18 protein-coding genes are annotated in these 24,543 nt (G+C 70.6%); 16 read left to right on the forward strand and 2 right to left on the reverse strand.

The features are described 5' to 3' along the window. The first annotated feature begins 38 nt into the window (after positions 1 to 38). From JNB62_RS10760 to JNB62_RS10810, 11 genes are all read left to right on the forward strand, one after another. A complete protein-coding gene (locus JNB62_RS10760; protein ID WP_308291782.1) occupies positions 39 to 1,043 on the forward strand; it encodes a LacI family DNA-binding transcriptional regulator in 1,005 nt (334 codons plus the stop codon). Between the two features lie 150 nt (positions 1,044 to 1,193). Next, positions 1,194 to 2,573, forward strand: coding sequence for an ABC transporter substrate-binding protein (locus JNB62_RS10765; protein ID WP_220300882.1), 1,380 nt, complete (start codon positions 1,194 to 1,196; stop codon positions 2,571 to 2,573). A 63-nt stretch (positions 2,574 to 2,636) separates the two neighbouring features. Further along, entirely contained in the window at positions 2,637 to 3,671 is a 1,035-nt protein-coding gene (locus JNB62_RS10770; protein WP_220300883.1) for a carbohydrate ABC transporter permease, read from the forward strand. Next, positions 3,668 to 4,570, forward strand: coding sequence for a carbohydrate ABC transporter permease (locus JNB62_RS10775; RefSeq protein WP_223231079.1), 903 nt, complete (start codon positions 3,668 to 3,670; stop codon positions 4,568 to 4,570). The genes JNB62_RS10770 and JNB62_RS10775 overlap by 4 nt, the downstream gene beginning before the upstream one ends. Next, positions 4,567 to 5,409, forward strand: coding sequence for a hypothetical protein (locus JNB62_RS10780; RefSeq protein WP_220300884.1), 843 nt, complete (start codon positions 4,567 to 4,569; stop codon positions 5,407 to 5,409). The genes JNB62_RS10775 and JNB62_RS10780 overlap by 4 nt, the downstream gene beginning before the upstream one ends. After that, positions 5,406 to 7,499, forward strand: coding sequence for a glycoside hydrolase family 36 protein (locus tag JNB62_RS10785; protein ID WP_220300885.1), 2,094 nt, complete (start codon positions 5,406 to 5,408; stop codon positions 7,497 to 7,499). Before JNB62_RS10780 ends, JNB62_RS10785 begins: the two co-directional genes overlap by 4 nt. After that, on the forward strand, positions 7,492 to 8,394 hold the full coding sequence (locus JNB62_RS10790; RefSeq protein ID WP_308291783.1) for a family 43 glycosylhydrolase: 903 nt from the start codon (positions 7,492 to 7,494) through the stop codon (positions 8,392 to 8,394). Before JNB62_RS10785 ends, JNB62_RS10790 begins: the two co-directional genes overlap by 8 nt. Next, positions 8,391 to 9,353, forward strand: coding sequence for a hydroxyacid dehydrogenase (locus tag JNB62_RS10795; RefSeq protein ID WP_220300886.1), 963 nt, complete (start codon positions 8,391 to 8,393; stop codon positions 9,351 to 9,353). Before JNB62_RS10790 ends, JNB62_RS10795 begins: the two co-directional genes overlap by 4 nt. 18 nt (positions 9,354 to 9,371) lie before the next feature. Further along, positions 9,372 to 10,958 (forward strand): glycoside hydrolase family 43 protein, encoded by a 1,587-nt coding sequence (locus tag JNB62_RS19595; RefSeq protein ID WP_220300887.1) that lies wholly within the window; start codon positions 9,372 to 9,374, stop codon positions 10,956 to 10,958. Between the two features lie 114 nt (positions 10,959 to 11,072). After that, positions 11,073 to 14,570, forward strand: coding sequence for an alginate lyase family protein (locus tag JNB62_RS10805; protein ID WP_220300888.1), 3,498 nt, complete (start codon positions 11,073 to 11,075; stop codon positions 14,568 to 14,570). 72 nt (positions 14,571 to 14,642) lie between these two features. Further along, positions 14,643 to 15,686: a LacI family DNA-binding transcriptional regulator gene (locus JNB62_RS10810; RefSeq protein WP_220300889.1), complete on the forward strand. Its 1,044-nt coding sequence runs from the start codon at positions 14,643 to 14,645 to the stop codon at positions 15,684 to 15,686. On the opposite strand, the gene JNB62_RS10815 is transcribed toward JNB62_RS10810, so the two are convergent. Together JNB62_RS10815 and JNB62_RS10820 are read right to left on the reverse strand one after the other, a co-directional pair. Then, on the reverse strand, positions 15,680 to 17,311 hold the full coding sequence (locus JNB62_RS10815; RefSeq protein WP_220300890.1) for a glycoside hydrolase family 32 protein: 1,632 nt from the start codon (positions 17,309 to 17,311) through the stop codon (positions 15,680 to 15,682). The two genes, JNB62_RS10810 and JNB62_RS10815, sit on opposite strands and share 7 nt — an antisense overlap. An 80-nt stretch (positions 17,312 to 17,391) precedes the next feature. Then, a complete protein-coding gene (locus JNB62_RS10820) occupies positions 17,392 to 19,008 on the reverse strand; it encodes a glycoside hydrolase family 68 protein (RefSeq protein WP_220300891.1) in 1,617 nt (538 codons plus the stop codon). Between the two features lie 194 nt (positions 19,009 to 19,202). Between JNB62_RS10820 and JNB62_RS10825 the strand changes: the two genes are divergently transcribed. The 5 genes from JNB62_RS10825 to JNB62_RS10845 all read left to right on the forward strand — a co-directional run bounded on the left by JNB62_RS10825 (position 19,203) and on the right by JNB62_RS10845 (position 24,536). Continuing rightward, positions 19,203 to 20,261, forward strand: a complete 1,059-nt coding sequence (locus JNB62_RS10825) for a LacI family DNA-binding transcriptional regulator (protein WP_220300892.1) — start codon at positions 19,203 to 19,205, stop codon at positions 20,259 to 20,261. Positions 20,262 to 20,341: 80 nt separating this feature from the next. After that, positions 20,342 to 21,631 carry a sugar ABC transporter substrate-binding protein gene (locus tag JNB62_RS10830; protein ID WP_220300893.1) on the forward strand — a complete coding sequence of 430 codons (1,290 nt, stop codon included), beginning with the start codon at positions 20,342 to 20,344 and terminating at the stop codon, positions 21,629 to 21,631. 63 nt (positions 21,632 to 21,694) lie between these two features. After that, positions 21,695 to 22,636, forward strand: coding sequence for a carbohydrate ABC transporter permease (locus tag JNB62_RS10835; RefSeq protein WP_223231080.1), 942 nt, complete (start codon positions 21,695 to 21,697; stop codon positions 22,634 to 22,636). Between the two features lie 2 nt (positions 22,637 to 22,638). After that, positions 22,639 to 23,592, forward strand: a complete 954-nt coding sequence (locus JNB62_RS10840) for a carbohydrate ABC transporter permease (RefSeq protein WP_220300894.1) — start codon at positions 22,639 to 22,641, stop codon at positions 23,590 to 23,592. Then, complete coding sequence (locus tag JNB62_RS10845) at positions 23,589 to 24,536, forward strand: carbohydrate kinase family protein (protein ID WP_308291784.1); 948 nt, start codon at positions 23,589 to 23,591, stop codon at positions 24,534 to 24,536. Before JNB62_RS10840 ends, JNB62_RS10845 begins: the two co-directional genes overlap by 4 nt. Positions 24,537 to 24,543 lie beyond the last annotated feature (7 nt).

The raw sequence follows: 24,543 nt of genomic DNA on the forward strand, positions 1-24,543 counted from the left end.
GAATGTCGAAGAGCGCCAAGCCTGCCACTCTCGCGGACGTGGCCCGCCTCGCCGGCGTCTCGGTGCCGGCGGCATCGCGCGCGCTCAACGGTGGCGTGCGCGGCAAGCAGAGCGGCTCGCCCGAGCTGCGCAGCCGGGTCGAGGAGGCCGCACGCACGCTCGGCTACTCGGTGAGCCCTGCCGCGCAGACCATCAAGGGAGGCCGCGCCAACACCGTCGCCTTCATCGTCGGCGACATCGACGACTTCGGCTCGGCGACGATGATCTCGGGCGTCATGCACGCGGCCGAGGAGCGCGGGGTGTCGGTCGCGGTGCGCACGACGCGCGACGACTCGGCCCGCGAGATCGAGCTGCTCATCCAGCTGCGCGGGGAACGTCATCTCGCCGTCGTCATGGCCACCTCGCGCACGACGGACGTCGCACGCGAGGCCGCGGTGCGCGAGCAGCTGCGCGTCCTCAACGACCACGGTGCCCGCATCGTCGTCATCGGCGACAACGACCTGGGGTTCCCCACCGTGACGGTCGACAACCGCCACGCTGCCCGGCTGCTGGCGGAGGGGCTCGCGGATGCCGGAAACCGGCGCTTCGCGATCGTCTCGGGTCCCGCGATCGAGGTGACGGCGCTCGAGCGCGTCGGCGGATTCATCGAGGGCCTGCAGGACCGCGGGATCACCGTCGACGACCGGGACGTCGTGCACACCGAGTTCTCGCGTGACGGCGGCTACCGTGCGGCTGACCTGCTGCAGGACCGGCTGGGGGAGTTCGACGTGATCGCCGCGATGAGCGACGCCATGGCGGTGGGCGTCATCGCGCGGCTGCGGGAGCTTGGTGTCTCGACGCCGGACGACATCGAGGTGACCGGCTTCGACCACGTCCCGATGCTGGGCGACGTGCTACCGGGCTTCAGCACCGTCGAAGTGCCGCTGGAGCGGTTCGGTGGGGCGGCGCTCGAGCTGGTGCTCGACGACGACGCCGATCCCGAGGCCGCGGTGGCGCTCACGGCGACCCCGATCCTGCACGGCCTGGCGCTCGAACCGCGCTGACGGGAAGGGCGCAGGCGGCGGCATCCGTCCTGCTCTGCCCTTGTGCGCACAGGGCGGAAAGCGCTTCACGAAAAGAAGTGGCAAACGTTGTCCACTTTGAGGTAACCTCTCGGAGACGGAAACGTTCCGGCACGAATCAAGGGAGATCACATGCACGACGCAACGACGCGGGCAGGAGTGCGCGCCCGGCTGGGCCGCCGCTCACCCTGGATCGCCGGGGCAGCGGGGATCGCTGTCGCGGCACTGGCACTGGCACTGACGGGCTGCAGCGGCAGCGGCTCGGGCTCCGACGGCGACTCCGCCGCCCAGGAGAAGACGACGATCCGCTTCCTCTACGCGACCGGCGACGAGACCTGGAACTCGGTCGTCGACGCCGTCGTCAAGGCGTTCAACGAGCAGAGCGACACGACGACCGTGCAGCTCGACCCGCTTCCCGCGGGCAGCGACTACGCCACAGCGCTCAAGACGATGGACGCCACCGGCAACTGGCCGGCCGTCGTCGACATGCGCGACACCCTCACGTACGTCAACGCCGGCAAGCTGGCCCCGATCCCCGAGTCGGTGACCGAGCTCATCCAGCCCGAGGCGTTCGGCACGGCCGAGGACGGCAACGTCTACACCGTCCCGTACAGCGCGCTCAACGGCGAGGTCGGCCTCAACATCGTCTACAACAAGGACTACTTCGAAGAGAACGACCTCGAGGTGCCCGAGACGTACGACGACTTCCTCGACCTGCTCGCCGACATCAAGGCGAACGGCGACGCGCCGCTGGCGACCGCCGCCGCCGAGGTGTGGCCGAGCGACCAGCTGTGGAAGCCGCTGGCGGCGCCCTACTTCGCGGAGTACGGCGACGAGGGCGGATTCTGGACCGCCGCACAGAACGGCGAGGCCACGATCGAAGACCTGCGCGAGCCCCTGCAGGAGCTGCTCGACATCACGAACGACTACGTGCTCGAGGGGTGGCAGTCCACCGCCGACGCCCAGACCACGACGCTCCTCGTGAACGACATGGCGGTCATGGCGACGTCGTCGGCCGGCATCGGGCGGCTCAACGACATCCACAAGGTCGACCCGGACTTCAACGCGGGCCTGTTCATCATCCCCGCCGAGGACGGCACCATCAACGTGCTGAAGAACGCGGTCAACGGCGATACGGCCGGCGGCCTCGCGATCTCGGCGCAGGCCGCCGAAGACGACGACGAGTACGCGTCGGCCACGGAGTTCCTGGAGTACTTCTACCAGGTCGACACGGCGAACCTGATGGAGTCGCAGGGCTGGCTCGCGCCCAACATCGTGGCGTCGGACGAGATCGAGCGCAACACGTCGATCCCGGGCTCGAAGGACTACTTCGCGCTGCTTGAGAACCCGAACCTGCGGTGGTACGAGAACGTGTCGGATCTGTCGACGTTCAGTGCGTTCAACACCTTCTTCCGCCAGGCGCGCATCGAGATGCAGGACGGTCAGTCGTCGATCGACGACACGATCGCCAAGGTGCAGGCCGAGTTCGACAAGACGGTCGCCGCAGGCTGACACGCGTGACGCGGTGCCCGGGCGCGATCCCGGGCACCGCGCCGCGGAGGCGAGGAGGTCTCCATGACAGATCAGAGTGCCCTGCAGGGGCAGACGCAGGTGGTCGGCGCCGCCGTGCGCCTGAGCGGGGAGGGGCCGCTCGACGGCGCTCCGGAGGGTGCGCCCGACGACGTGCCGTTCGTGCCGGCCGGGCCCGAGGCCGAGAAGCGCCGGACCCGCCGCTTCCGGTCGGCGCGGTGGGTGATGCTGGCCTTCATCGCACCGGCGCTGGTGATCTACCTGCTCATGGTGATCGTGCCGTCGCTCCAGTCCCTGCAGCTGAGCTTCACGAACTGGGACGGCATCAGCCCCGACTACGACTACGTGGGCGTGCGCAACTACGAAGAGATCGTCACGAGCGGCCGCTTCTGGAACGCCGTCAAGAACACGCTGATCCTGGGCCTCGGCTCGGCCGTCATCGTCAACGCCATCTCGCTCGGCGTCGCCCTCATGCTCGACAAGGTCGGACGCTGGCAGGGCCTGTTCCGCACGGCCGTCTACCTGCCGTCCCTCGTGAGCGCCTTCATCCTCGCGACGGTGTGGAAGTACCTGCTCAACTACAACTTCGGCGCGGTGAACACGTTTCTGCGCGACGCCGGCTTCCCGGACTGGGCGCGCGACTGGCTGGGCGACAGCTCGATCGTCGTCGGCGTCATCCTGTTCATCACGTGCTTCACGCTCGGCGGCAACACGACGCTCATCTACCTCGCCAACCTGCAGTCGGTGCCGCAGGAGCTCCTCGAGGCCGCCCGCATCGACGGCGCGAACAGCCGTCAGGTGTTCCGCCACGTCACGTGGCCGATGCTGGCCGGCGCCGTCACGGTCAACATGACGCTCGCGATGATCGCGGGCTGGACCATCTTCGATCAGGTCATGGTGCTGACCTCGGGCGGGCCCGGGTTCGTCAGCGAGACCATGGCGTTCTTCATCTACAAGGTCGGCTTCGGCGAGTACCGCGCCGGCTTCGGCAGCGCGGCGGCGATCGTGCTGTTCCTCGTGGTGATCGTCAGCACCGTCGCGGCGAACGCCTACATGCGCAAGAGGGAGATCCAGGCATGAGCACCGAGACGCACACGCTCGTCGCCCCGCAGCCCGCGACCGGCAGCGGACGCCGGAAGGCGGCATCCCCTCGTAAGAGGCTCACGCCCGGACAGGTCGTCGTCATGATCGTGCTCGCGGTGCTGGTGCTGATCGTGGCGAGTCCCGTGCTCTACGCACTGCTGAACTCGTTCCGGTCGTACGCTGAGATCACGAAGGACCCGATGGGGCTGCCGACGCAGTTCACCCTCGACAATTACGTGCAGCTTTTCCAGCAGACCGACTACGGCGAAGCGCTCGTGAACACCCTCATCATCACGGTCGCGACCGTCGTGCTGCTCGTCGCGATCGTGCCGATGGCCGCGTACGGCATCGAGCGCGTCGGCGGACGCACGTCCCGGTTCATGTACATCCTGTTCATCGCGGGGCTCATGATCCCGTTCCAGGTGCGCATGATCCCGCTCGTCAAGGGCTTCAACGAGGTCGGGCTGTACAGCACGCTGACGAGCGTCATCCTCGTGCACCTGGGCGGAGCGGCGAGCTTCGGCATCCTGCTGTACTGCAGCTTTCTCAAGAGCGTTCCGATCGACGTCGAAGAGGCGGCGTCCATCGACGGCGCCGGGCGGCTGCGCACGTTCTGGTCGATCGTCTTCCCGATGCTGCTGCCCGTGACGTCGGCGTTCGTGATCATCCAGGCGCTCGGCCTGTGGAACGACTTCTTCATCCCGCTGGTGTTCCTCGACTCGTCGTCGGCGGGAACCATCAACGTGGCGATCAACCGCATGGTCGGGCTGCTCACGTCGCAGTGGCAGCTCATCTACACGGGCGCGATCCTTGCGATCATCCCGTCCGTCGCGATCTTCGCGGCCTTCCAGCGGTACTTCATCAAGGGCATGTCGGTCGGGGCGGTGAAGGGATGAGCGCGCTCGTCGCCCGCGCAAGGGCACTGGTCGCGCTCGACGGGCCGCTCGCGACCACGGTGGTCGCCGTGTTCGCGTACTTCACGGTGTCGGTGTCGTACCTGGCGTGCCTCGTGCCGCTGTTCGCCTTCACGGGCCTCGTCGGGTGGCAGGCGACGCACCTCGCGGTGTGGCTGAGCGCGGCGTCGCTGCTGCCGGTCGCGCCGGCCACCTTCGCGCTGCTGCGCGCGTCGCGGCTGCTGCTCGCCGAGCGCGGCGAGGCGCGGGCGGTCCGCGCGTTCTGGGCCGCGTTCGCGGAAGGATGCCGCCGGCTGTGGTGGGCGGCGGCGTCGCTGTCGCTGCTGGTCGTGCTGCTGCAGTACGACCTGGCGCTCTTCGAGGGGTCGGACGCCGTGCTGCTGCTCGTCGGCACGGGAGCGGCGCTCGCCGCGGTGCTGCTGGTCGGCGTGTGCGTCGTCAGCGGCTCGGCGCCGACCGTGGACGAGCGCGTTTCGTCTTCGGGCGCCAGAGCGCCCTCCGCTCAACGACCGGAGGGTGAGGGAGCGCCGTCCGCTCAACGACCGGAGGGTGAGGGAGCGCCGTCCGCTCAACGACCGGGGCACCAGGCGAGCAGCGCCGGCGCGGTGGAGACGCTGACGGCCGCGGCGACGGCGATCGCTCGACGCCCGCACATCGCGCTGAGCTGGCTGCTGCTGATCGGGGTGGGCCTCGCCGCCACCGCGATCCCGCTGCTCGGGCCCGCTCTGGCCCTGTTCCTCCCGGCGCTCCTGGGCGCCGGCATCCACATCTGCAACGACGCCCTGCGTCTGATCCCCGACGAGACGAGCTCGACATCGTGACCGACACCGCCATCACCCGCGACGCCCCCGCCGAGGCCGCACCCCCGACCGCCCGCGCGCGCGTTGGAGAGTTCGAGCTGCGCTGGAGCCCCGATGCGCCGGCATCCCTCGTCGTCCCGTCGTCCGGCTTCGCGGGTCGCGCCTCGGTCGCGCTCGTCGAGGTGTTCACGTCGACGGAGCAGCGCGCCCGCACGAGCCAGGCGTACTGGCGGTCGGCGGTGGGGGAGCGCCTGCGCGTGCAGGGCTCGCAGGTGACCACGGACGCCGACGCGACGCGCGCCGTCATCGTGCAGGGCGACTCGCGCACGGGCATCGAGGTGCGTACGACGGTGACGGCGCCGGTGGGCGCTCGCGCCGTACGGGTCGAGAACGAGGTGCGCAACGCGGGTCGCGAGGCGGTGGTGGTGACGGCGGTGTCGTCGGCCACGATCGGGTTCGGGCACGGCCAGAGCGACCTCGACGCCGCGGTCTGGGGCACGGCGTCCAGCGAGTGGCTGGCCGAGGACCGCTGGAGCGAGGTGCCGGTGCGGCGACTGCTGCCCGAGGTCGACCTCCCCCTGCACGGGCAGGACGGTCGCGGTCACGCCGGCCTGACGAGCCACGGCGCCTGGTCGAGCGGCGAGCACGTGCCGTCCGGCTACCTGCTGAGCGCGGGCGGCGAGGCGCTCGCGTGGCAGATCGAGACGAGCGCCGGCTGGCACGCCGACCTGAGCCAGACCCGCGACGGCGGGGTGCTGTCGCTGCTCGGCCCGACCGACCTCGAGCACCAGTTCGCCCGCGAACTGCTGCCGGGCGAGACCTTCACCGCCGTGCCCGTCGCGCTGGCGGCATCCCCTCTCTCACGCGACGGGGCGATCGCTGAGCTCACCCGCTACCGGCGCTGGCTGCGCGGCGCAGCCGGCGGGCAGCAGCTGCCCGTGGTGTACAACGACTTCATGAACACGCTCATGGGGCAGCCCACGACCGAGAAGCTGCTGCCCCTCGTCGAGCGCGCGGCCCAGGCGGGTGCCGAGGTGTTCTGCATCGACGCCGGGTGGTTCGCCGATCCCGAGGTGGGGGACTGGTGGTCGAGCGTCGGAGAATGGCGCGAGGCGCCCGCCCGGTTCCCGGACGGCGGACTGCGCCGCGTGATCGACGCGATCCGCGGCGCCGGCATGGCGCCGGGCCTGTGGCTCGAGCCCGAGGTTGTCGGCATCGACAGTCCGGCGGCGGCGACACTGCCCGATGAGGCGTTCTTCACGCGGTTCGGCCGGCGCGTGCAGGAGGACCGTCGCTACCACCTCGACTTCCGCCACCCCGCCGCCCGAGCGCACCTCGACGCCACCGTCGATCATCTGGTCGAGGAGTACGGCGTGCGGTACCTCAAGCTCGACTACAACATCAACCCGGGTGCCGGCACCGAGCACCTCGCGACGGCGCCGGGGGACGGCCTGCTCGGCCACACGCGGGCGTTCCGGGACTGGCTCGTGAGCGTGCAGCGGCGTCACACGTCGCTGCGGATCGAGAACTGCAGCTCGGGAGCGATGCGCGCCGACTACGCGCTGCTCGCCGTCACGCACCTGCAGTCCACGAGCGACCAGCAGGATTTCCGTCTCTATCCGCCGATCGCGGCATCGGCGCCGGCGTCGATCCTCCCCGAGCAGTGCGGCAACTGGGCCTACCCGGCGCGCGACATGAGCGACGAAGAGACGGTGTTCACGCTCGTCACGGGCCTCAGCGGGCGGCTGTACCTTTCGGGCTTCCTCGACGCGCTGCGGCCCGAGCAGCGCGCACGGGTCGCGGAAGCCGTCGCGCTGCACAAGGGACTGCGCGACGGACTGCGCGGGGCCACGCCGTTCTGGCCCCTCGGGCTGCCGGCATGGGATGCCGCGGTGGTATGCCTCGGTCTGCATACGGCGGACCGAGACCTGCTGTTCGTCTGGGATCGGGATGCCGCATCCACCGGCTTCACGATCCCCGGGGTTCCCGGTGCCGAGGTGGTGTTTCCCCCGGCGGACGCGACCTGGGGATTGCAGGCGGGAGCGGAGGGCCTGCACGTGACGACCCCCGCCGGCATCGGCGCGCGCGTGCTGCGGGTGACCCGTGGCTGAGCGCGGCGTGATCCGGCCCGGCCGCGTGTTCGTCGACGACCGCGGTCGCACCGCGCAGCTGCACGGCATCGGCCTGCAGCGCATCGGCGACCGCTGGCTCGCGTGGGGCGAGGACAAGGCGGCGGGAGGACTGTTCACCGCCGTCGCGTGCTACTCCTCGCCCGACCTCGCGACGTGGACGTACGAGGGCGACGCGCTCGTCGCAGGCGAGGGCGACCTCGGCGCCGACCGCGTGATCGAGCGCCCCAAGGTGCTGCAGCGCCCCGATGGGCGCTGGGTCATGCTGCTGCATGTCGATACCGACGACTACGCGTACGCGCGCGTCGGGTACGCGATCGCCGACCGGCCGGAGGGACCCTACGAGTACGTCGGCAGCGAGCGGCCGCTGGGCAACATCAGTCGCGACATCGGCGTGTTCCAAGAGGACGGCGTCGGCTACCTGCTGTCGGAGGACCGCGACCACGGCCTGCACCTCTACCGGCTGCGCGACGACTACCTGGGCGTCGAGACGGTCGTCGCCACGCTGCGCCAGCAGGCGCGACCCGAGATCGGCTACGAGTCGCCGACGCTCGTGCGCGATGACGACGGGCGCTACTACGTGTTCGGCTCGGACCTGACCGGCTGGGACCTCAACGACAACATGTACGCGAGCGCGCCGGCGCTCGAAGGCCCCTGGGACGAGTGGCGGCCCATCGCACCCGTCGGCACGCGCACGTTCGACTCCCAGGTGAGCGTCGTGGTGCCGGTGGGCGACGGCTACGTGTACATCGGCGACCGCTGGAAGCCGGAGGCGCTCGCCGAGTCCGAGGCGGTGTGGCTGCCGCTGCGCATCCGCGACGGCCGGGTCGCGCTCGAGTGGCACGACGAGTGGAGCATCCAGGAGCTCGGCGAATGAGGGCCGCGCTCTTGATGGACCCGGGCCTCGTCCCGTTCGTCTTCGACGCCGGCGCGCGGTCGCGGCTGACCGAGCTGCTCGAGATCCCGTGGGATGCCGCGACCTCGGCCGCCGGCATCCCCGATCCGTCGGGTGTCGAGCTGCTGATCGCGGGCTGGGGCGCGACGCCGGCCGGGCCGGACGAGCTCGCCGCCTTCACACGGCTGCGTGCCGTGGTCCACTGGGGCGGCGGGATCGGCTGGCTCGACGAGCAGGCCGCGGGGCGCGGCATCCCGATCTCCACCGCGAAGGCCGCCAACGCGATCCCCGTCGCCGAGTTCACCCATGCGTTGATCACGCTGGCCGCGAAGGACGCGTTCTGGCTGTCGCGGCAGTACATCGCCGAGCAGCGCTTCATCGCCCGCGAGGCGGCCGCGCCGCGCGCCGGTCTGTACGGCACGACCATCGGGATCGTGGGCGCCTCGGCGATCGGCACGCTCGTCATGCGCAAGCTGCGCGACAACGAGGTGCAGGTGCTGCTGTACGACCCGTACGCGTCGGCCGAGGATGCCGCGGCGCTCGGCGCAGAGCTCGTCGACGACCTGGTCGGCCTCGCGGCCCGCTGCGACGTGCTGTCGATCCACGCCCCCGAGATGCCGTCGACCGTGGGCATGGTGTCGGCTGCGGTGCTTGCCGCGCTGCGCGACGGAGCGACCGTCATCAACACCGCCCGCGGCCCGCTCATCGACCAGGACGCCCTCGTGGCGGAACTGCAGCGCGGCCGCCTGCGCGCGATCCTCGACGTGACCGACCCGGATCCGCTTCCCGCCGGGCACCCGCTGTACACACTGCCCAACGTGTTCCTCACGCCGCACCTGGCGGGCTCGATGGGCGTCGAGCTGCGCCGGCTCGGTGCGGCGACGCTCGCCGAGATCGAGCGGGTCGTCGCCGGCGAGCCGTTCGCCCACCCCGCGCCCTGACGACCCCGGAGACACCTCGTGCCCGTCATCCATAATCCGATCCTGCGCGGATTCAACCCCGATCCGTCGATACTGCGCGTCGGCGACGACTACTACATCGCCACGAGCACGTTCGAGTTCCACCCGGCGGTGCGGCTGCACCACTCCCGCGACCTCGTGCACTGGACGACGATCGGTCACGCCCTCGACGCGGGGTTCGATCTGCGCGGCATCCCCGACTCGGGCGGAGTGTGGGCGCCGAGCCTGTCGTACGCCGACGGCCGGTTCTGGCTGGCGTACTCGGTCGTGCGGACGATGGACGGTGACGACAAGGACATCGACAACTACCTCGTCACCGCGCCGTCCATCCACGGGCCATGGAGCGCGCCCGTGCACCTCGGCTCGCGCGGCTTCGACTTCTCGTTCTTCCACGATCCCGACGGCACGCACTGGATCGTCGGGGTGCAGTGGGACCAGCGCCCCGAGCATCCCTCGTTCTCGGGGCTGGTCGTGGAGCAGTACCTTGCCGACGGGCAGCGGACGACCGGCGACGCGATCAGGGTCTACCGCGAAGAGGGCCTCGTCGAAGGCCCGAACCTCTACCGCGTCGGCGAGTGGTACCACCTGCTCATCGCAGCTGGCGGCACCGGCTGGAACCACGGCATCACGATCGCCCGCTCGCGGAACCTGCTCGGCCCCTACGAACGCGACGCGCGCGAGGCGGTGCTCACGACACGCGATGACCCCGGGCATCCCCTGCAGAAGGCGGGGCACGGCGAGCTCGTGCAGGCGCCCGACGGGCAGTGGTGGCTCGTGCATCTCGCCAGCCGGCCGACGCTGCACCTGGGGGAGCGGTACAGCACGCTCGGCCGCGAGACGTGCCTGCAGCGGGTGGTGTTCGACGACGACGGCTGGCTGCGCCTCGCCGACGGCGGTCACCACGCGTCCGTCGACGTCGTGATCGGCGGCGAGGGCGAGGATGCTGCGTCGGGCCCGCGCGGCTGGACCGACGACTTCAGCGCCGGCGCCCTCGACCGCACGCGCTGGTCGACGCTCCGCGCAGCCCTGCCCGCGTCGACCGCCGACCTCGACGCCCGGCCGGGGTGGCTGCGGCTGCGCGGCGGACACTCCGCAGCATCCGTGTTCGATCAGTCCATGATCCTCACGCGCGTCGAGGAGCACCGTGCGTCGTTCGACGTGCTGCTCGACGCCGAACCACGCACGCCGCGCGAGGCGGCGGGTCCGATCGCCTGGTACGACCGTTCGGGCTGGATCCAGCTGCAGCTGACGCACGACGACGAGAACGGCCGGCACCTGCGCGTGGTGCGCCGCGACGGCAGCACAACCACGAGGTCAGGGCCGATCGCCGCGCCTGACGGTCCGCTGCGGCTGCGCTTGTCGCTCGACGGCCCCGGCCTGCGCTTCGCGTGGGCGCGCGCCGATTCGGAAGAGTGGATGCCGGTCCCCGGCGTGCACCCGGCCTGGACGCTGTCGGACGACCACGGTCCGCGGTTGCGCTTCACCGGCCTCTTCTTCGGCGTGCGCGCGGACGACCTCGACGGTCGCGGCTGGACGGCGGACATCGGCCGCGTCGCGGTGCGCTTCGATCCCGACGTCGACGGCTGAGATCGGGTCTTGACGTGGGGCGGCTGAGCCGCCATCGTTAACTGGCAAACGTTATCCAACCTGGAACCCCACACCCGCGGTCGGTGCCGACCGCGGCGACAGGAAGAGAGATCGATGAGGATCACCCGCAGACGCCCCGTGCGGCGACTGATCGCGACCGTCACGGCCACCGCCATCGCGCTGGCCGGCGGCCTCACGGCGCTGCAGCCGGCAGCCGCCGTCGAGCCCGCGACGACGGCATCCCCTCCCGCCATCGTCCGCACCACCAGCGACGCGGGCTTCGCGCACCCCGGCGTCGGCTTCACCGCCGACCACCTCGAGAACATGCGCACGCAAGTGCTCGCGGGCGTCGACCCGTGGGCGAGCTACTACGCGGCGATGTCGCAGACGAAGTACGCGGCCCGCACGTTCGTGGCCGAGATCGCGCAGCCGGGCACAGACTCCCCCAAGAACGACGCGTACGACAACGCCGGCATGCGCTCCAGCGCACTGCGCGACAGCCTCGGAGCGATGGCGCAGGCACTCGAGTACGTCGTCACCGGCGATGAGCAGTACCGCGCCAACACCCTGCACATCCTGCGGACGTGGAGCAGCCTCGACCCGGCGAAGTACGCGTACTTCGCGGATGCGCACATCCACACCGGTGTGCCGCTGTACTACATGTTGATCGCCGCCGAGGTGGTGCGCGGCACCGAGCCCGCGAACGCTTCGCTCGACGGCTACGACCTGCGCTGGACGGCCACCGACCAGCAGCGCATCGAAGACAACCTGGTGCGACCCGTGCTCAGCACGTTCCTGGCCTCGCAGAACCGGCTGTGGAACCAGCACCTGTACGGGGTCATCGGCATGGTGGCCGCCGCGATCTTCCTCGACGACGCCGACCTCTACGCGAAGTATGTCGAGTGGTTCACCGTGAACTCGACGTACGAGAGCGAGCACGACCTGTACGGCGGCGACGTCAACGGCGCGCTCGCCTCGATCTTCCGCGAGATCCCCGCCGACGCACCCGGCAACACCACCGGTGCGCCGTTCGTGCAGCACATGGAGATGCTGCGCGACCAGGCCCACGGCCAGGGCGACGTGGACATCCTCGTCGCGCTCGCGCGTCTCGTCGACAACCAGGGCACCAAGGTCGACCCGGTGGCCGGCACCGTCTCCACGGCCGCCGATGCGGTCTCGCCGTACCGGTTCCTGGACGACCGCATCCTCGCCGGCGCCGACACCTTCTACGCGTTCATGATGGGCGAGGAGGTGCCGTACATCCCCGCGAACGAGGGCGGCGCGATCTCGCAGGCCTACCGCGGCCGGCTGCAGGATCCGCTCAGCGAGGCGTACCTGCAGTACCGGTACGTCGCCGGGGTCGACGTCGAGGCCGAGGCGCCGCACGTCGCCGAGCTCTACGCCCACCGGGACGGGCCGCTGTACTACTACGGCACCGGCATCCAGAACTTCTGGAACGACCGCGGCTCGGACTATACCGGCGCCGAGTACTGGGTCGCGTTCCCCGAACAGCTCGCCGACGTCGAAGGCACGGTGGCGCCGACGGCGCCGTCGGCTGAGCTGTCGGTCGGCACATTCGGCAAGGCGCTCGGCGCGGGCGCCCGGGCGGCTGCGGACGCCGACGGCACCGCGTACGTGCGGCTCGATGCGGCCGCCGACGATGCCCAGGTCGCCGTTCGCCGCGCCGTCTGGTCGGACCGCACCAAGACCGCGCTCGTGGGCGTCAAGGTGCGCAGCGACGGGGTGGCGCGACTCGATGTCGCGCGCACGTCGGGGGAGCAGCCGTTCGCCGAGGTCGTCGTCCCCGACACCGGCGGCCAATGGCGCTACGTGTGGCTCGACCTCAACGTCGACAAGACGCCCGGAGCCGTCGGCGACAACATCGTGTTCCTCACCGCGACCGGCTCGGACGCGTCGGTCGACGTCGCTGGCGTGCTGGCTCAGGCGAACGGCGTGCTGACGCCGCCGGTGTTCGCCGACGCGCCGGCCGTCGAGGTCATGGCGGTGCGCGGCGAGACGTGGTCGCGCGCCTTCGCGGCGACGGATGCCGGCGGTGGCGCCCCCGCGCTCTCGCTGCAGCACGCACCCGAGGGGGCGACTCTCTCGGGGGACACGGTCTCGTGGACGCCCGCGCGTGCCGGCGACAGCGAGCTGCTCGTCGTCGCCTCGGACGGCACGACGGTGACGGGACTGCCGGTGGACGTGACGGTCGCGCCGACCCGTCCGTCGGCGATCGGCAAGCTCATGGAGCGCATCGAAGGCGCCGCCGAGGACTACGTCTCCGCCGATTGGCAGCGGGTGGCCGAGCTCCGCCAGCAGGCGAAGGACGCCGTCAAGACTGCGGACGCGTCGACGTTCGCCGGCCTCCTGGCTCAGCTGGGCGAGGCGATCGCCGGCCTGCGGCTCCTCAACCCGACACTGCCCGACGGGACGCTCGACTACACGGGGATCGTGACCGCACCGGCGCTCACGTCGTCGCAGCTGCGCGCACTCGCCGACGGTGACAACCAGACGTCGTGGGGCGACCAGCGCGTGCCCGCCATCGTGTTCGACTTCGGACCGGGCTTCCGCGTCGCCTCAAGTGCGTTCGGGTTCCAGGCGCGCGACACCTTCCCCAACCGCGCAGAGGGCACGAACGTGTACGGCTCCGACGACGGCGCGACGTGGACACTGCTGACCGAGCATCCGAACGCGGGGCAGGATGCCGCCGTCGAATGGATCCCGGTGCGCGCTGAGGTGCGCGACCAGCGGTTCCGGTTCCTGAAGTTCCAGGTCGACGAGCCGGGCGTGCCCTCCGACCCGGCGTATCCCGGCATCTGGAGCATCGCCGACATCCGGATCGACGGCGTGCGCAGCGAGGCCGTCGGGTCGATGGACACCGTCACGCTGTCGTCGCCCGATGGTGTCGCGGGCCGCGTGCTCGCCGGCGACCACGTCGAGCTGCACCTGACCGGACCTGCCGGCAACACGGGCGTCACCGCCACCGTGTTCGGCCAGACGGCACAGGTGACCTCACCCGCGGCCGGCGAGTGGGTGGCGTCCGCCGTCGTCCCCGAGAGCGTCGAGGCCGGCGCGACGGTCTCCTTCCGGATCGGGTTCACGACGCCCGACGGCCGGACCGCCGACCCGGTGCAGGCGACGACCGACGGGTCGACCCTGTTCGTCTCGACCGACGCGGGTCTGGTCGACGACGCGTTCCGCGCGGCGCGGGTGCTGCGTCCCGACGGCGTGGTCGACACCGCGTGGACGAACTACACGGTGAAGATGTTCGACGGCGATCCGGCGTCGCACTCCGACACGCGTCTCAACTCCGGGCTGTACGGAAACGTGTGGGACTTCGGCGAGGGCGCGACGGTGTCGCTCACGGGCGCCGAGCTGCTCGTCCGCCAGGACGGCTACGGCACCTCCCGCATCGCCGACATGCGGCTGGAAGGCTCGAACGACTTCCAGACCTGGACCCGGCTCACGCCTGCGGCACCGGCCAAGACGCTCGCGTGGCAGCGGTGGACCGTCGCCGACGACACCGCGTACCGCTACGTCCGGCTGGTGAACGGACAGATCCTGAACGTCGCGGAGCTGCACCTGTTCGGCAGCAGCACGGCGACGCGGTGATCGTGGTGGGGAGGGCGCTCGAGTCGTCCTCCCCACCCGCCCACCGCGATACCTGAGCCATAGGCTGGGCTCATGCAGACACCCGGGTCCTCGGGCGGACGCGCACGCGTGAGCGATGTCGCCGCCGCGGCGGGGGTTTCGCCGACGACCGTCTCGCACGCCCTGAGCGGAGCGCGGGCGGTGAACGCCCAGACCCGCGAGCGGATCCTGGCCGTGGCGCGCGAACTGGGCTACATGCCCGATCGGGTCGCGAGCGGGCTGCGGCGCCGTCGGACCGGTGTGGTGGGCCTCATCGGCGACGACCTCGCGGCCACGCCCTTCGCCGGACGCATCATCGAGGGCGCCCGGCGGGCGGGCCTGGAGCGCGACGTCCTGCTGATGGTGGGCGAGAGCGGTGGGGACGCCGAAGCGGAGCGCGATCTGATCGCGCGGTTCCTCGCGCAGCGGGTGGACGGCTTGCTCATCGCCCGCATGTACCACCAGCGCGTCGATCGCCCGCCCGTCGGCGACGACGTGCCGATCGTCCTGGTGGATGCCGCCCCTGGGCCGGGGTGGGAGGTCGACGCGGTCGTTCCGGACGAGACCCAGATCGCGACGCTCGCGTGCGAGCGGCTCACCCGTGAGGGCCACCGCGACATCGCGTACGTGGGCACGACCGATGCCTCACGCGCGGCGCGCGGCCGTCTCATCGGGGTCCGCTCGGCCCTCGGCGACGCCGGCGTGACACTGGGGGACGATCGCGTCGAGTTCTGCACATCCGATGCCTCCGGCGGGCGGGAGGCCGGCGGCCGCCTGCTGGATCGCTCCGCACCGCCCACGGGCATCATCTGCTTCAACGATCAGATCGCGATGGGCGTCATGCAGGCCGCCGCGAGGCGCGGCATCCCCGTGCCCGAAAGGCTCTCGGTGGTCGGCATCGACGATCTGCACCCGGTGGCGGACGCGCTGGATCCGGGACTGACGACGGTTGCGCTCCCGCACGACGAGCTGGGCCGGTGGGGGATGACACGGCTGCTCGACCGCATCGAGGGCACCGCTCCCCCCTCCACCGGGCTGCACCTGCTGCGTGGCGCCCTGGTCGAGCGCGGATCCGTCGCGCCGCCCGCCGCTCACTGACGCGCGATCGGCGCCACGCGCAGCGGCGCGAGGCTGGCGTCCTCCACCCTGACGGTGTGGCGCGCCGCCTCCAACTGCACCCCGCGCGCGCCCGGACCCCCGTACGTCGCCATCGTCAGCGCCGCGGTCCCGTCGTCCGCGAACACCTCGACGGAGGTGGTGTCCACCACGATGTCGAGCGTGATCCGCCCGCCGGCCACGGCGACGGGTGCCGTCCGCACGGCGCGGTAGTCCTCCGGCATGTCGGCGGCGATCGCATCGGCGTCGCGGGCGACGAAGACGGTGCCCGCGTCGAAGTCGTACCCGACGGTTGCGAAGCTCCCGTCGCCCGACGCGATCCGCACGCGCAGTTCGCCGGTGTCGCCCGACGCCGACAGTCGGAGCCGATACGCGCCCGAGCGCGGGGCCGTCGTCGAGGGCGTGCGCCGGCCGGCCTCGAGCACGACATCGTCGAGGAGGACCGGAGGGCCCTCGAGCCCGGACAGTTCGCGGGCGGGCGTCGAATGCAGCGTCGCCCGGCCGTCGGCGTCCGCGCGGAGGGTGATCTGTCGCACGATCGAGTCCGAACCGCCCTGCCAGTCGTCGCCCGGAAGCCGACCGGCATACGACCAGTTGTTCATCCAGCCGATGCCGTAGCGCGCGGTCATGCGCTCGTCGGCGCTCAGCCGCGGGTCGTCCCACGTCACGGACGCGTAGTAGTCCGGGCCGTGGTCGAGCCACCGGTGCCCACCGGCGTCCGCGATGAAGCGCCGGCCGTCCCATGCACCTGTCCAGTAGACGGTGCCCGTCGTCATGCCCTCGGCGGCGCCGTTCGCGCCGGCGGCGAGCACCCACCGCACGTCGTCGGGGTCGCCGTCGACCGCCATGGGGAACAGGTCGGGGCACTCGAGCACGCCGAGACCGGCCGTCACGAAGTCGGAGGCGTACGTCCACTCGCGCAGGTTCGGCGAGGTGTAGAAGCCAATGCGGTCGTGCTCGGCGAGGGCCATGACCCAGTGCCCGGCGGTGTCGTCCCAGAAGACGCGCGGGTCGCGCCAGTCGGCCACGCCGGGGTTGTCCATGACCGGATTGCCGTCGTACGACGAGAATCGGTAGCCGCCGTCGCGCGAGACGAACAGCGACTGCCGCTGCACGCCGTCGGTCTGCTGCGTGACGATGGCGATGACGGCCCCGGCGCCGAATCCGGCCGTGCCGCGCTCGTCGACGACGGCCGTTCCGGTCCAGATGTCACCCAGTCCGTTCGCGTACTTGTCGATGGCGACGCCCTGGTCGGTCCAGTGCACGAGGTCGGGCGAGGTGGCGTGGTACCACGCCGTGCCGTTCCCGTCGGGGTGATCGGCGTTGTACAGGTAGTAGAAGTGCCACAGCCCGTCGAGGAAGAACGGCTTCTGCGGGTCGTTCATCCAGGCCCGCTCCGGCGTGAGGTGTACGGCGGGACGGTCTGCGGACCAGTCCTCGGGGCGCTGGAACGCGTCGGCGGACGGCGAGGCCTGCGGCGCCGGCTCGCCCGAGCGCGGCCACAGCACCACGGCGCACGCCGTCGCCACGAGGGCGGCGACGATCACGACGGCGGCGACGATCAGGCCGCGGCGACGGGTCCTCGGTCGCGGTGCGGGGTTGGTCATCGGGTCCTTCCGGTCGGAACGGTGAGGTGGATGCCTCGGCCAGGGCCGGCCGAGGCATCCACTTCTCGTCAGCGGGCAGGTCAGCGCAGCGGCTTGACGTGTCCGCCGGGGGTGACGTTGACGTTCGCCGGGACGTCGGCCCAGCCGCCCAGTCCGCCGTCGCCGTAGGTGTAGTCGACGCTGGTGGTGGCGCCGTCGATGTCGACCTTCACCGTCGGGGCGAGGGTGCCGCCGCGGACGAAGTCGTCGGACGTGCCGATCGTGTCGATGAACGACTGCACGAGCCCGCCGGGCATCACGTAGTGCGAGTAGGCCTGGAAAGCGCCCGGGTGCTGGTTGTAGTCCGGCGCGAACGGCTGGCCCTGCAGGTAGTTCAGGTTCGTCGGGTTGCCCAGCGCGAGCCCCGAACCGCCGTTGAGCGGCTGGAAGTCCGAGCGGATGCCGTCGCCGACGAAGCCGTAGACGCCCTCGGGGCCGTCGATGCCGGCGCCGAACGTGCTGCGGTGGGTGATCGTGAAGAGGTACGCCTTGCCGTCCTTGAAGATGAACTGCGGGCGCTCGGTCTGGTCGGTGACGCAGTTGGCCGAGAGGATCGGCGGCAGGAACTCCCACGAGGTGAGGTCGTCGTTCTTCGCCTTGGCCAGGCCGATGTTCGCGATCTGGTAGGTGGCACCCGAGGCGTTCACCTGGTCCACCGTCTCGGCGTACGGGTCGCCCTCCTGGTAGCCGAGGTCGGCCTCGTTGCAGGTGGCGGCGCCGCGCGTCATGGCGCTGTTGCCCTCGAACACCATGTAGGTCTCGCCCGGGTGGGCGGGATCCTCGAACGTGAACGGGTCGCGGAAGTTGAAGTACGGATTCTGCGCCCCGGTCTGGTAGTACGTGCCGTCGGCCTGCAGCAGGTCCTGCACCTCGGTGAAGCCGGTGAGCTTCACGCCGTTGCCGGTCGCGTGGATCTTGCCGACACTGAGCGCGATGCGCGGATCGTACGGCTTGACGTCGTGCCCCTGGGCGTCGCGGTAGAACGCGACGTCGGTGAAGAAGAGCTTGATCTCGCCGCCCTTGAACACGCGCGCGGAGCCCGACCACTGGGTCTGGTGGCTGTACGACTGGTCGTCGAAGATCTTGCCGGTTACCCCCTCGGGGAAGACGAGGCCGCCGTACGTCCAGCCGCCGTTCTCGGGACGCTGATCGGCGGGAACACCGGCGGGGCGGAAGAAGTACCCGATCTTCGCGTAGACGTGGCGGTCGTCGAAGCCGAGGCTGCGGTCCGCGACGAGCGAGAAGATGACCTCCTGACCGTTGATCGAGTACTGGTTGCCGTGCTCGTCGGTCAGGGGCCACGTGTCCCACACCCAGACCTGGTCGTTCGACATGTCGGGGAAGTCCTGCGGCACCTCGGGCATCGTGAGGGATGCCGGCATCGAGTTCTCGCGCGAGCCCGCTGACGGGTCCGACAGCCGCTTGAGCTGGCGGGCGTCGGCACGGGTCCACTTCGCGGTGAAGTCGTCTTCGGGGGCGTACGCCTGCTGCGTGTGCACGGTCGGCCGGGGACCGTCCTGCAGATCCGGCAGCGCGCCGGCAGTGGGGGTGCCGGGTGCGGCTGCGGCGGGCAGACCGACGAGGACGGATGCCGCGACGGCGGCGACCGTCACGCCGCCGGTCAGCAGCCGCCGGAGGCGCTTCGGGGGAGTGTTCATTTCTGTGCTCCTTGGGATCGGAAGCTGTGCAAATCGATTTGCACAGCTCGTCCATAGTCGCATGGAGTAGCCCCCGGCGCCGCCCCGGGTTCCGCCGGTGGGGGAGGAAAGAAATCGCACTTGACGGACCCGCGTTCCGCAGTTCATAATCGTCGCGGCACGATAAATCGATTTAGCACAAGGGAGTGTCACAGATGGCGAGGGCGCGCATCTCCGACGTGGCGGCGGCCGCCGGCGTCTCGGTGACCACCGTGTCGCTCGTCATGAACGACGTCGAGGCGCGCATCTCTGAAGAGACGCGGCGGCGCGTGCGTGACGCCGCGCGGGCCGTGGGCTACGCGCCGAGCTCGGTCGCACGAGGCCTGCGCACGCAGCAGACGCGGACCGTCGGGCTCATCTCGGATCAGATCGCCACGACGCCCTTCGCGGGCCGGATGCTCGCCGGCGCACAGGACGCGGCCCGTGAGAACGGGCATCTTGTCTACCTGCTCGACACCGGCGGCGACACCGAGATCGAGAGCGAGGCCATCCGCGCCCTGTCGGCCCAGCAGGTCGACGCGATGATCTACGCGTGCATGTGGCACCGGGTCGTCGACGCGCCCCAGGGCCTGCTGCCCCAGACGGTCTTCCTGGACTGCCGGCCCGCAGCGGGCGGGTTCCGCAGCGTGGTGCCCGACGACCGCGCGGGGGGCGCGGCGGCGGTGCGTCAGCTCGTGGACGCCGGCCACCGGCGCATCGCGTACATCGACACCGACGACAGGGGCGTCGACGGCCCCATCGCCTCGAGCCTGCGGCACGAGGGCTATCTCGAAGTGCTCGCCGCCGCCGGCATCCCCGCGGACCCTGCGCTCCACGTGCGCGCCGAGACGTCCGCACACGGCGGGCGCGCCGCCGCCGACGTGCTGCTCGATCTGCCGGACGAGCAGCGGCCGACCGCCGTCTTCTGCTTCAACGACCGCATGGCGGCCGGCGTGTACATCGCCGCGCACCGCCGCGGCCTCGACATCCCGCGCGATCTGTCCGTCGTCGGCTACGACGACCAGCAGCTCATCGCCGCGGAACAGGATCCTCCGCTCACCACCGTCGCCCTGCCCCACTACGCCATGGGGCGCTGGGCGATGGAGGTCGCGCTCGGCGTCCGCGCAGAGGGGGATGAGGACGCCACCCACCTGATGGAGTGTCCCGTCATCCGACGAGACTCCGTGGGCCCGCCGCCGGCGCAAGTCGCCAAACCGAACCGGCGACGGGCTTGACACACCGAGCGGCCGCCACAGGCGGCCCCCGATCGATGACCCACGCGGGCGTGGGTCACAAAGAAAAGGAAACCACAACAATGCGCAGGAGTATCCCGCTCGCCGTCTCGGCCGGGCTCGTCACCGCGGTGGTCCTCACCGGCTGCGGTCAGGCCGGCCAGGGCGACGCCACCACCGAGGACGGCCGCACCAAGCTCACGATGTGGACCCACTCCGCCGGCAACCAGGCAGAGCTCGAGGTGTACGAGCAGATCATCGACGACTTCAACGCGTCGCAGGACGAGTACGAGGTCGTGCACGAGTCCTTCCCGCAGGGCGCCTACAACGACGCGATCGTCGCGGCGGCGGCATCCGATGATCTTCCCTGCCTGCTCGACCTCGACGGCCCGATCATGCCCAACTGGGCGTGGGCCGGGTACCTGCAGCCGCTCGGGATCTCGACCGACATCACCGACTCGCTGCTGCCGACCGCGGTGGGCAAGTGGGACGGCGAGATCTACTCGGCCGGGTACTGGGACGCCGCGCTCGGGATCTTCGCGCGCAAGTCCGTACTCGAGCAGAACGGCATCCGCATCCCCACGATCGATGAGCCGTGGACGAAGGACGAGTTCTCCGGCATCCTCGCGACCCTCAAGGCCGCCGGCTACGACACCCCCATCGACATCGGCGCCGAAGACACCGGCGAATGGTGGCCGTACGCCTACTCCCCGCTCCTGCAGAGCTTCGGCGGCGACCTCATCGACCGCGACACGATGCTCAGCGCCGACGGCGCCCTGAACGGGCCCGAGGCCGTCGCGTGGGGCGAGTGGTTCCAGAGCCTCTTCGCGGACGGCTACGCGAACACCAGCGGCACGGTCGGCAATCAGGAGTTCGTCGACGGCGATGTCGCGCTCAGCTACACCGGCGTCTGGAACGCGCTCGCCTCGGTGGACGCGGTCGGCGACGACCTGCTCATCCTGCCGTCGGTCGACCTCGGCGAGGGCCCGAAGATCGGCGGCGGTTCGTGGCAGTGGGCCATCTCGTCGTCGTGCAACGACGCCGAGGGCGCCCGCGAGTACCTCGAGTTCTCGTTCCAGGACAAGTACATCACCGAGTTCGCCGACAAGCAGATCGTGATCCCCGCGACGGACGCGGCGGCACAGGCGTCGAAGTACTTCGGCGACGACGGCGTGCTCCGCCCGTTCGTGGACTTCTCGCAGAAGTTCGCGGTGCTGCGTCCGGAGACGCCGGCCTATGCGGTGATCTCGTCGACGTTCGAGACGGCGGCCAAAGACATCATGAACGGCGCCGACGTCAAGAAGACGCTCGACACCGCGGTCACCGAGATCGACACCAACATCGAGTCCAACGACGGCTACGGCTTCCAGTGATCCATCGGCGGCGGGGGCTCGGGCCCCCGCCGCCCCTGAAAGCCATTCTCCGAAAGCAGACCGATGACAGTCACACCTCCGACGGTCGCGGCCGAGACGCCTCGTCGCTCGTTCCGTCGCTTCCGCTCCTCGAAGGGCAGGGAGACGTGGGCGGGCCTGGGCATGATCGCCCCGGCCCTGGTCCTCCTCGTCCTGTTCCTCATCATCCCGGTGATCCTGGCGTTCACCCTGTCGTTCACCAACGCCCGGCTCATCTCGCCGAACCCGCCGCGCTTCGTCGGCCTCGACAACTTCGTCCGCGCGTTCACCGCCGACCCCGTCTTCCTGCAGTCGGCGTGGAACACGTTCCTGTTCGCGCTCGTCGTCGTGCCGGTGCAGGCGGGCCTCGGCCTGGTGCTGGCGGTGCTGGTGAACCGCCGCATGCGCGGCACCACCCTCTTCCGCGTGATCTTCTTCATCCCCGTCGTGACCTCGATCGTCGTCGTCTCGATCCTGTGGAAGTTCATGTACCAGAAGGACGGCCTGATCAACTCGATGATCGACACGATCACGTTCGGGGCGTGGACGGGGGTCGACTGGCTGAACAACCCCAGCACCGCGCTGGGCGCCATCATCGTGCTGTCGATCTGGCAGGCCGTCGGCTTCCACATGATCATCTGGCTGTCGGGGCTGCAGACGATCCCCGAAGAGCTCTATGAGGCCGCCCGCATGGACGGCGCCGGACCGTGGCGCCAGTTCACGAACGTGACGTGGCCGGGACTGCGCCCGACCATGATCTTCGTGCTCGTCACGATCACGATCGCCGCCCTCGGGCTGTTCGTGCAGGTCGACGTCATGACGCAGGGCGGGCCGACCGGCTCGACCTCGACGATCGTGTACCACGCCGTGCGGAAGGGCTACGAGCAGCAGGAGATCGGGTACGCCGCCGCAATCTCGCTGATCTTCTTCGTGGCGGTGCTCGTGATCGCGCTCGTGCAGCGCCGGCTCACGCGAGACAAGGACTGACCGTGACCGCAACCAGAACCCTGACCACGGCCCGCGACGATCGTCGTGCGCCCCGGCCCGCGGCATCCCCTCGCAGCGTGAAGTCGCATCGCATCCGCGGCAAGGTCTTCACCTATGTCGCGATGAGCGTGCTCGCGCTCTTCTTCCTGTTCCCCCTCGTGTTCATGTTCGTGTCGAGCCTCAAGCCCGACAGCCAGATCCTGCAGGACATCGACTCGCCGGCGGCCTTCCTGCCGGTGGGCGACATCAGCCTCGACAACTACTTCGGCGTCTTCGACCGCGTGCCGGTGGCGCAGTTCCTGTTCAACTCGGTGCTCGTGACGGTGCTGACGGTGGGCCTCGGGCTCATCGTGAACTCGATGGCGGGCTTCGCCCTCTCGCGTCTGCAGTGGAAGGGACGCGTCGTCGTCCTCGCCCTGGTCATCGCGACGCTGATCGTGCCGTTCGAGACGATCGCGGTGCCGATGGTCTACTGGGTCGCGCAGCTGCCGACGCTCGTGATCGAGGGCGGCGTGCTGAAGTACGACTTCGGCTGGCTCAACACCTACGAGGTCCAGATCGTGCCGTTCATCGCGAACGCGTTCTCGATCTTCCTGTTCACGCAGTACTTCTCCACGATCCCCAAATCGCTCGACGAGGCTGCCCGCATCGACGGCGCGAGCTGGTTCACGATCTACCGGCGCATCCTGGTGCCGCTGTCGGGACCGGCGTTCGCCACGGTCGCGATCCTCACGTTCCTCCCCGCATGGAACCAGTACCTGTGGCCCCTCATGGTCGTGCAGAAGGAGGAGCTGCGTCCGGTCATGGTCGGCATGCAGTACTTCTTCCAGCTCAACACCGCGTGGGGCGAGGTGATGGCGTACACGTCGCTCATCACGATCCCCGTGCTGATCGTGTTCCTGGTGTTCCAGCGCGCGTTCGTGAGCAGCATCGCGGCGAGCGGGGTGAAGGGGTGACCGGCGAGGGCGCACGGATCGTCGTCGTCGGCGAGGCGCTCGTCGACATCGTGCACCGCACACCGGGAATCGTCGACGAGGCTCCCGGCGGCAGTCCCGCGAACGTCGCGCTCACGCTCGGGCGGCTCGGCCGCGCGCCCGTCCTGGTCACGCGGCTCGGCCGCGACGAACGCGGCGCCCGGCTGCGGCGGTGGCTCGAGGACTCCGGCGTCGAGGTGAGGGGAGTGGATGCCGCACGCACCGCGACCGCGACGGCTCACCTCGACGCATCCGGGGCCGCGAGGTACGAGTTCGACCTCGAATGGTCGCTCGGCGACGAGCTGCCGGGGCTGCGCGAGTTCGTGGGTGCCGCCGACGTGCTGCACGTCGGCTCGGTGGCCGCGGTGCTCGAGCCGGGCGCGCGTCAGGTCGCCGCGCTGGTGGGCGGCGCTCCGCCGCGCGCACTCGTGACGTACGACCCGAACATCCGACCGTCGCTCGTGGACGATCCCGCCGCGGTGCGCGGCCGGGTGGGGGAGCTCGTGGCGCTCGCCGACGTCGTCAAGGCCAGCGACGAGGACCTGCGCTGGCTGCACCCCGGAGAAGAGATCGTCGAGGTCGCCCGCCGGTGGGCCGCACGCGGACCCGCGTTCGTCGTCGTCACGCTCGGTGCCGACGGGGCGCTGGCGGTCACGGCCGGAGGCGACGTCGTCTCGGTGCCCGGTGTCGCGACGGAGGTCGTCGACACCGTCGGAGCGGGCGACACCTTCATGGGCGCGCTGATCGACGGGCTGCTCGCGGCCGGGGCCACAGCGCCCGGGTTGCGGGCGGCCGCGGGCGGCGGCATCCCGTCTTCCGAGCTGGAGGCGCTGCTGCGGCACGGCGCACGGGCGGCGGCGATCACCGTCGCGCGTGCCGGGGCGAACCCGCCGTGGCGCACAGAGCTCACCGCCCCCGCCGCCTGACGCCGGC

This window comes from Microbacterium jejuense (assembly GCF_019511665.1).
GTDB classification, from domain to species: domain Bacteria; phylum Actinomycetota; class Actinomycetes; order Actinomycetales; family Microbacteriaceae; genus Microbacterium; species Microbacterium jejuense_A.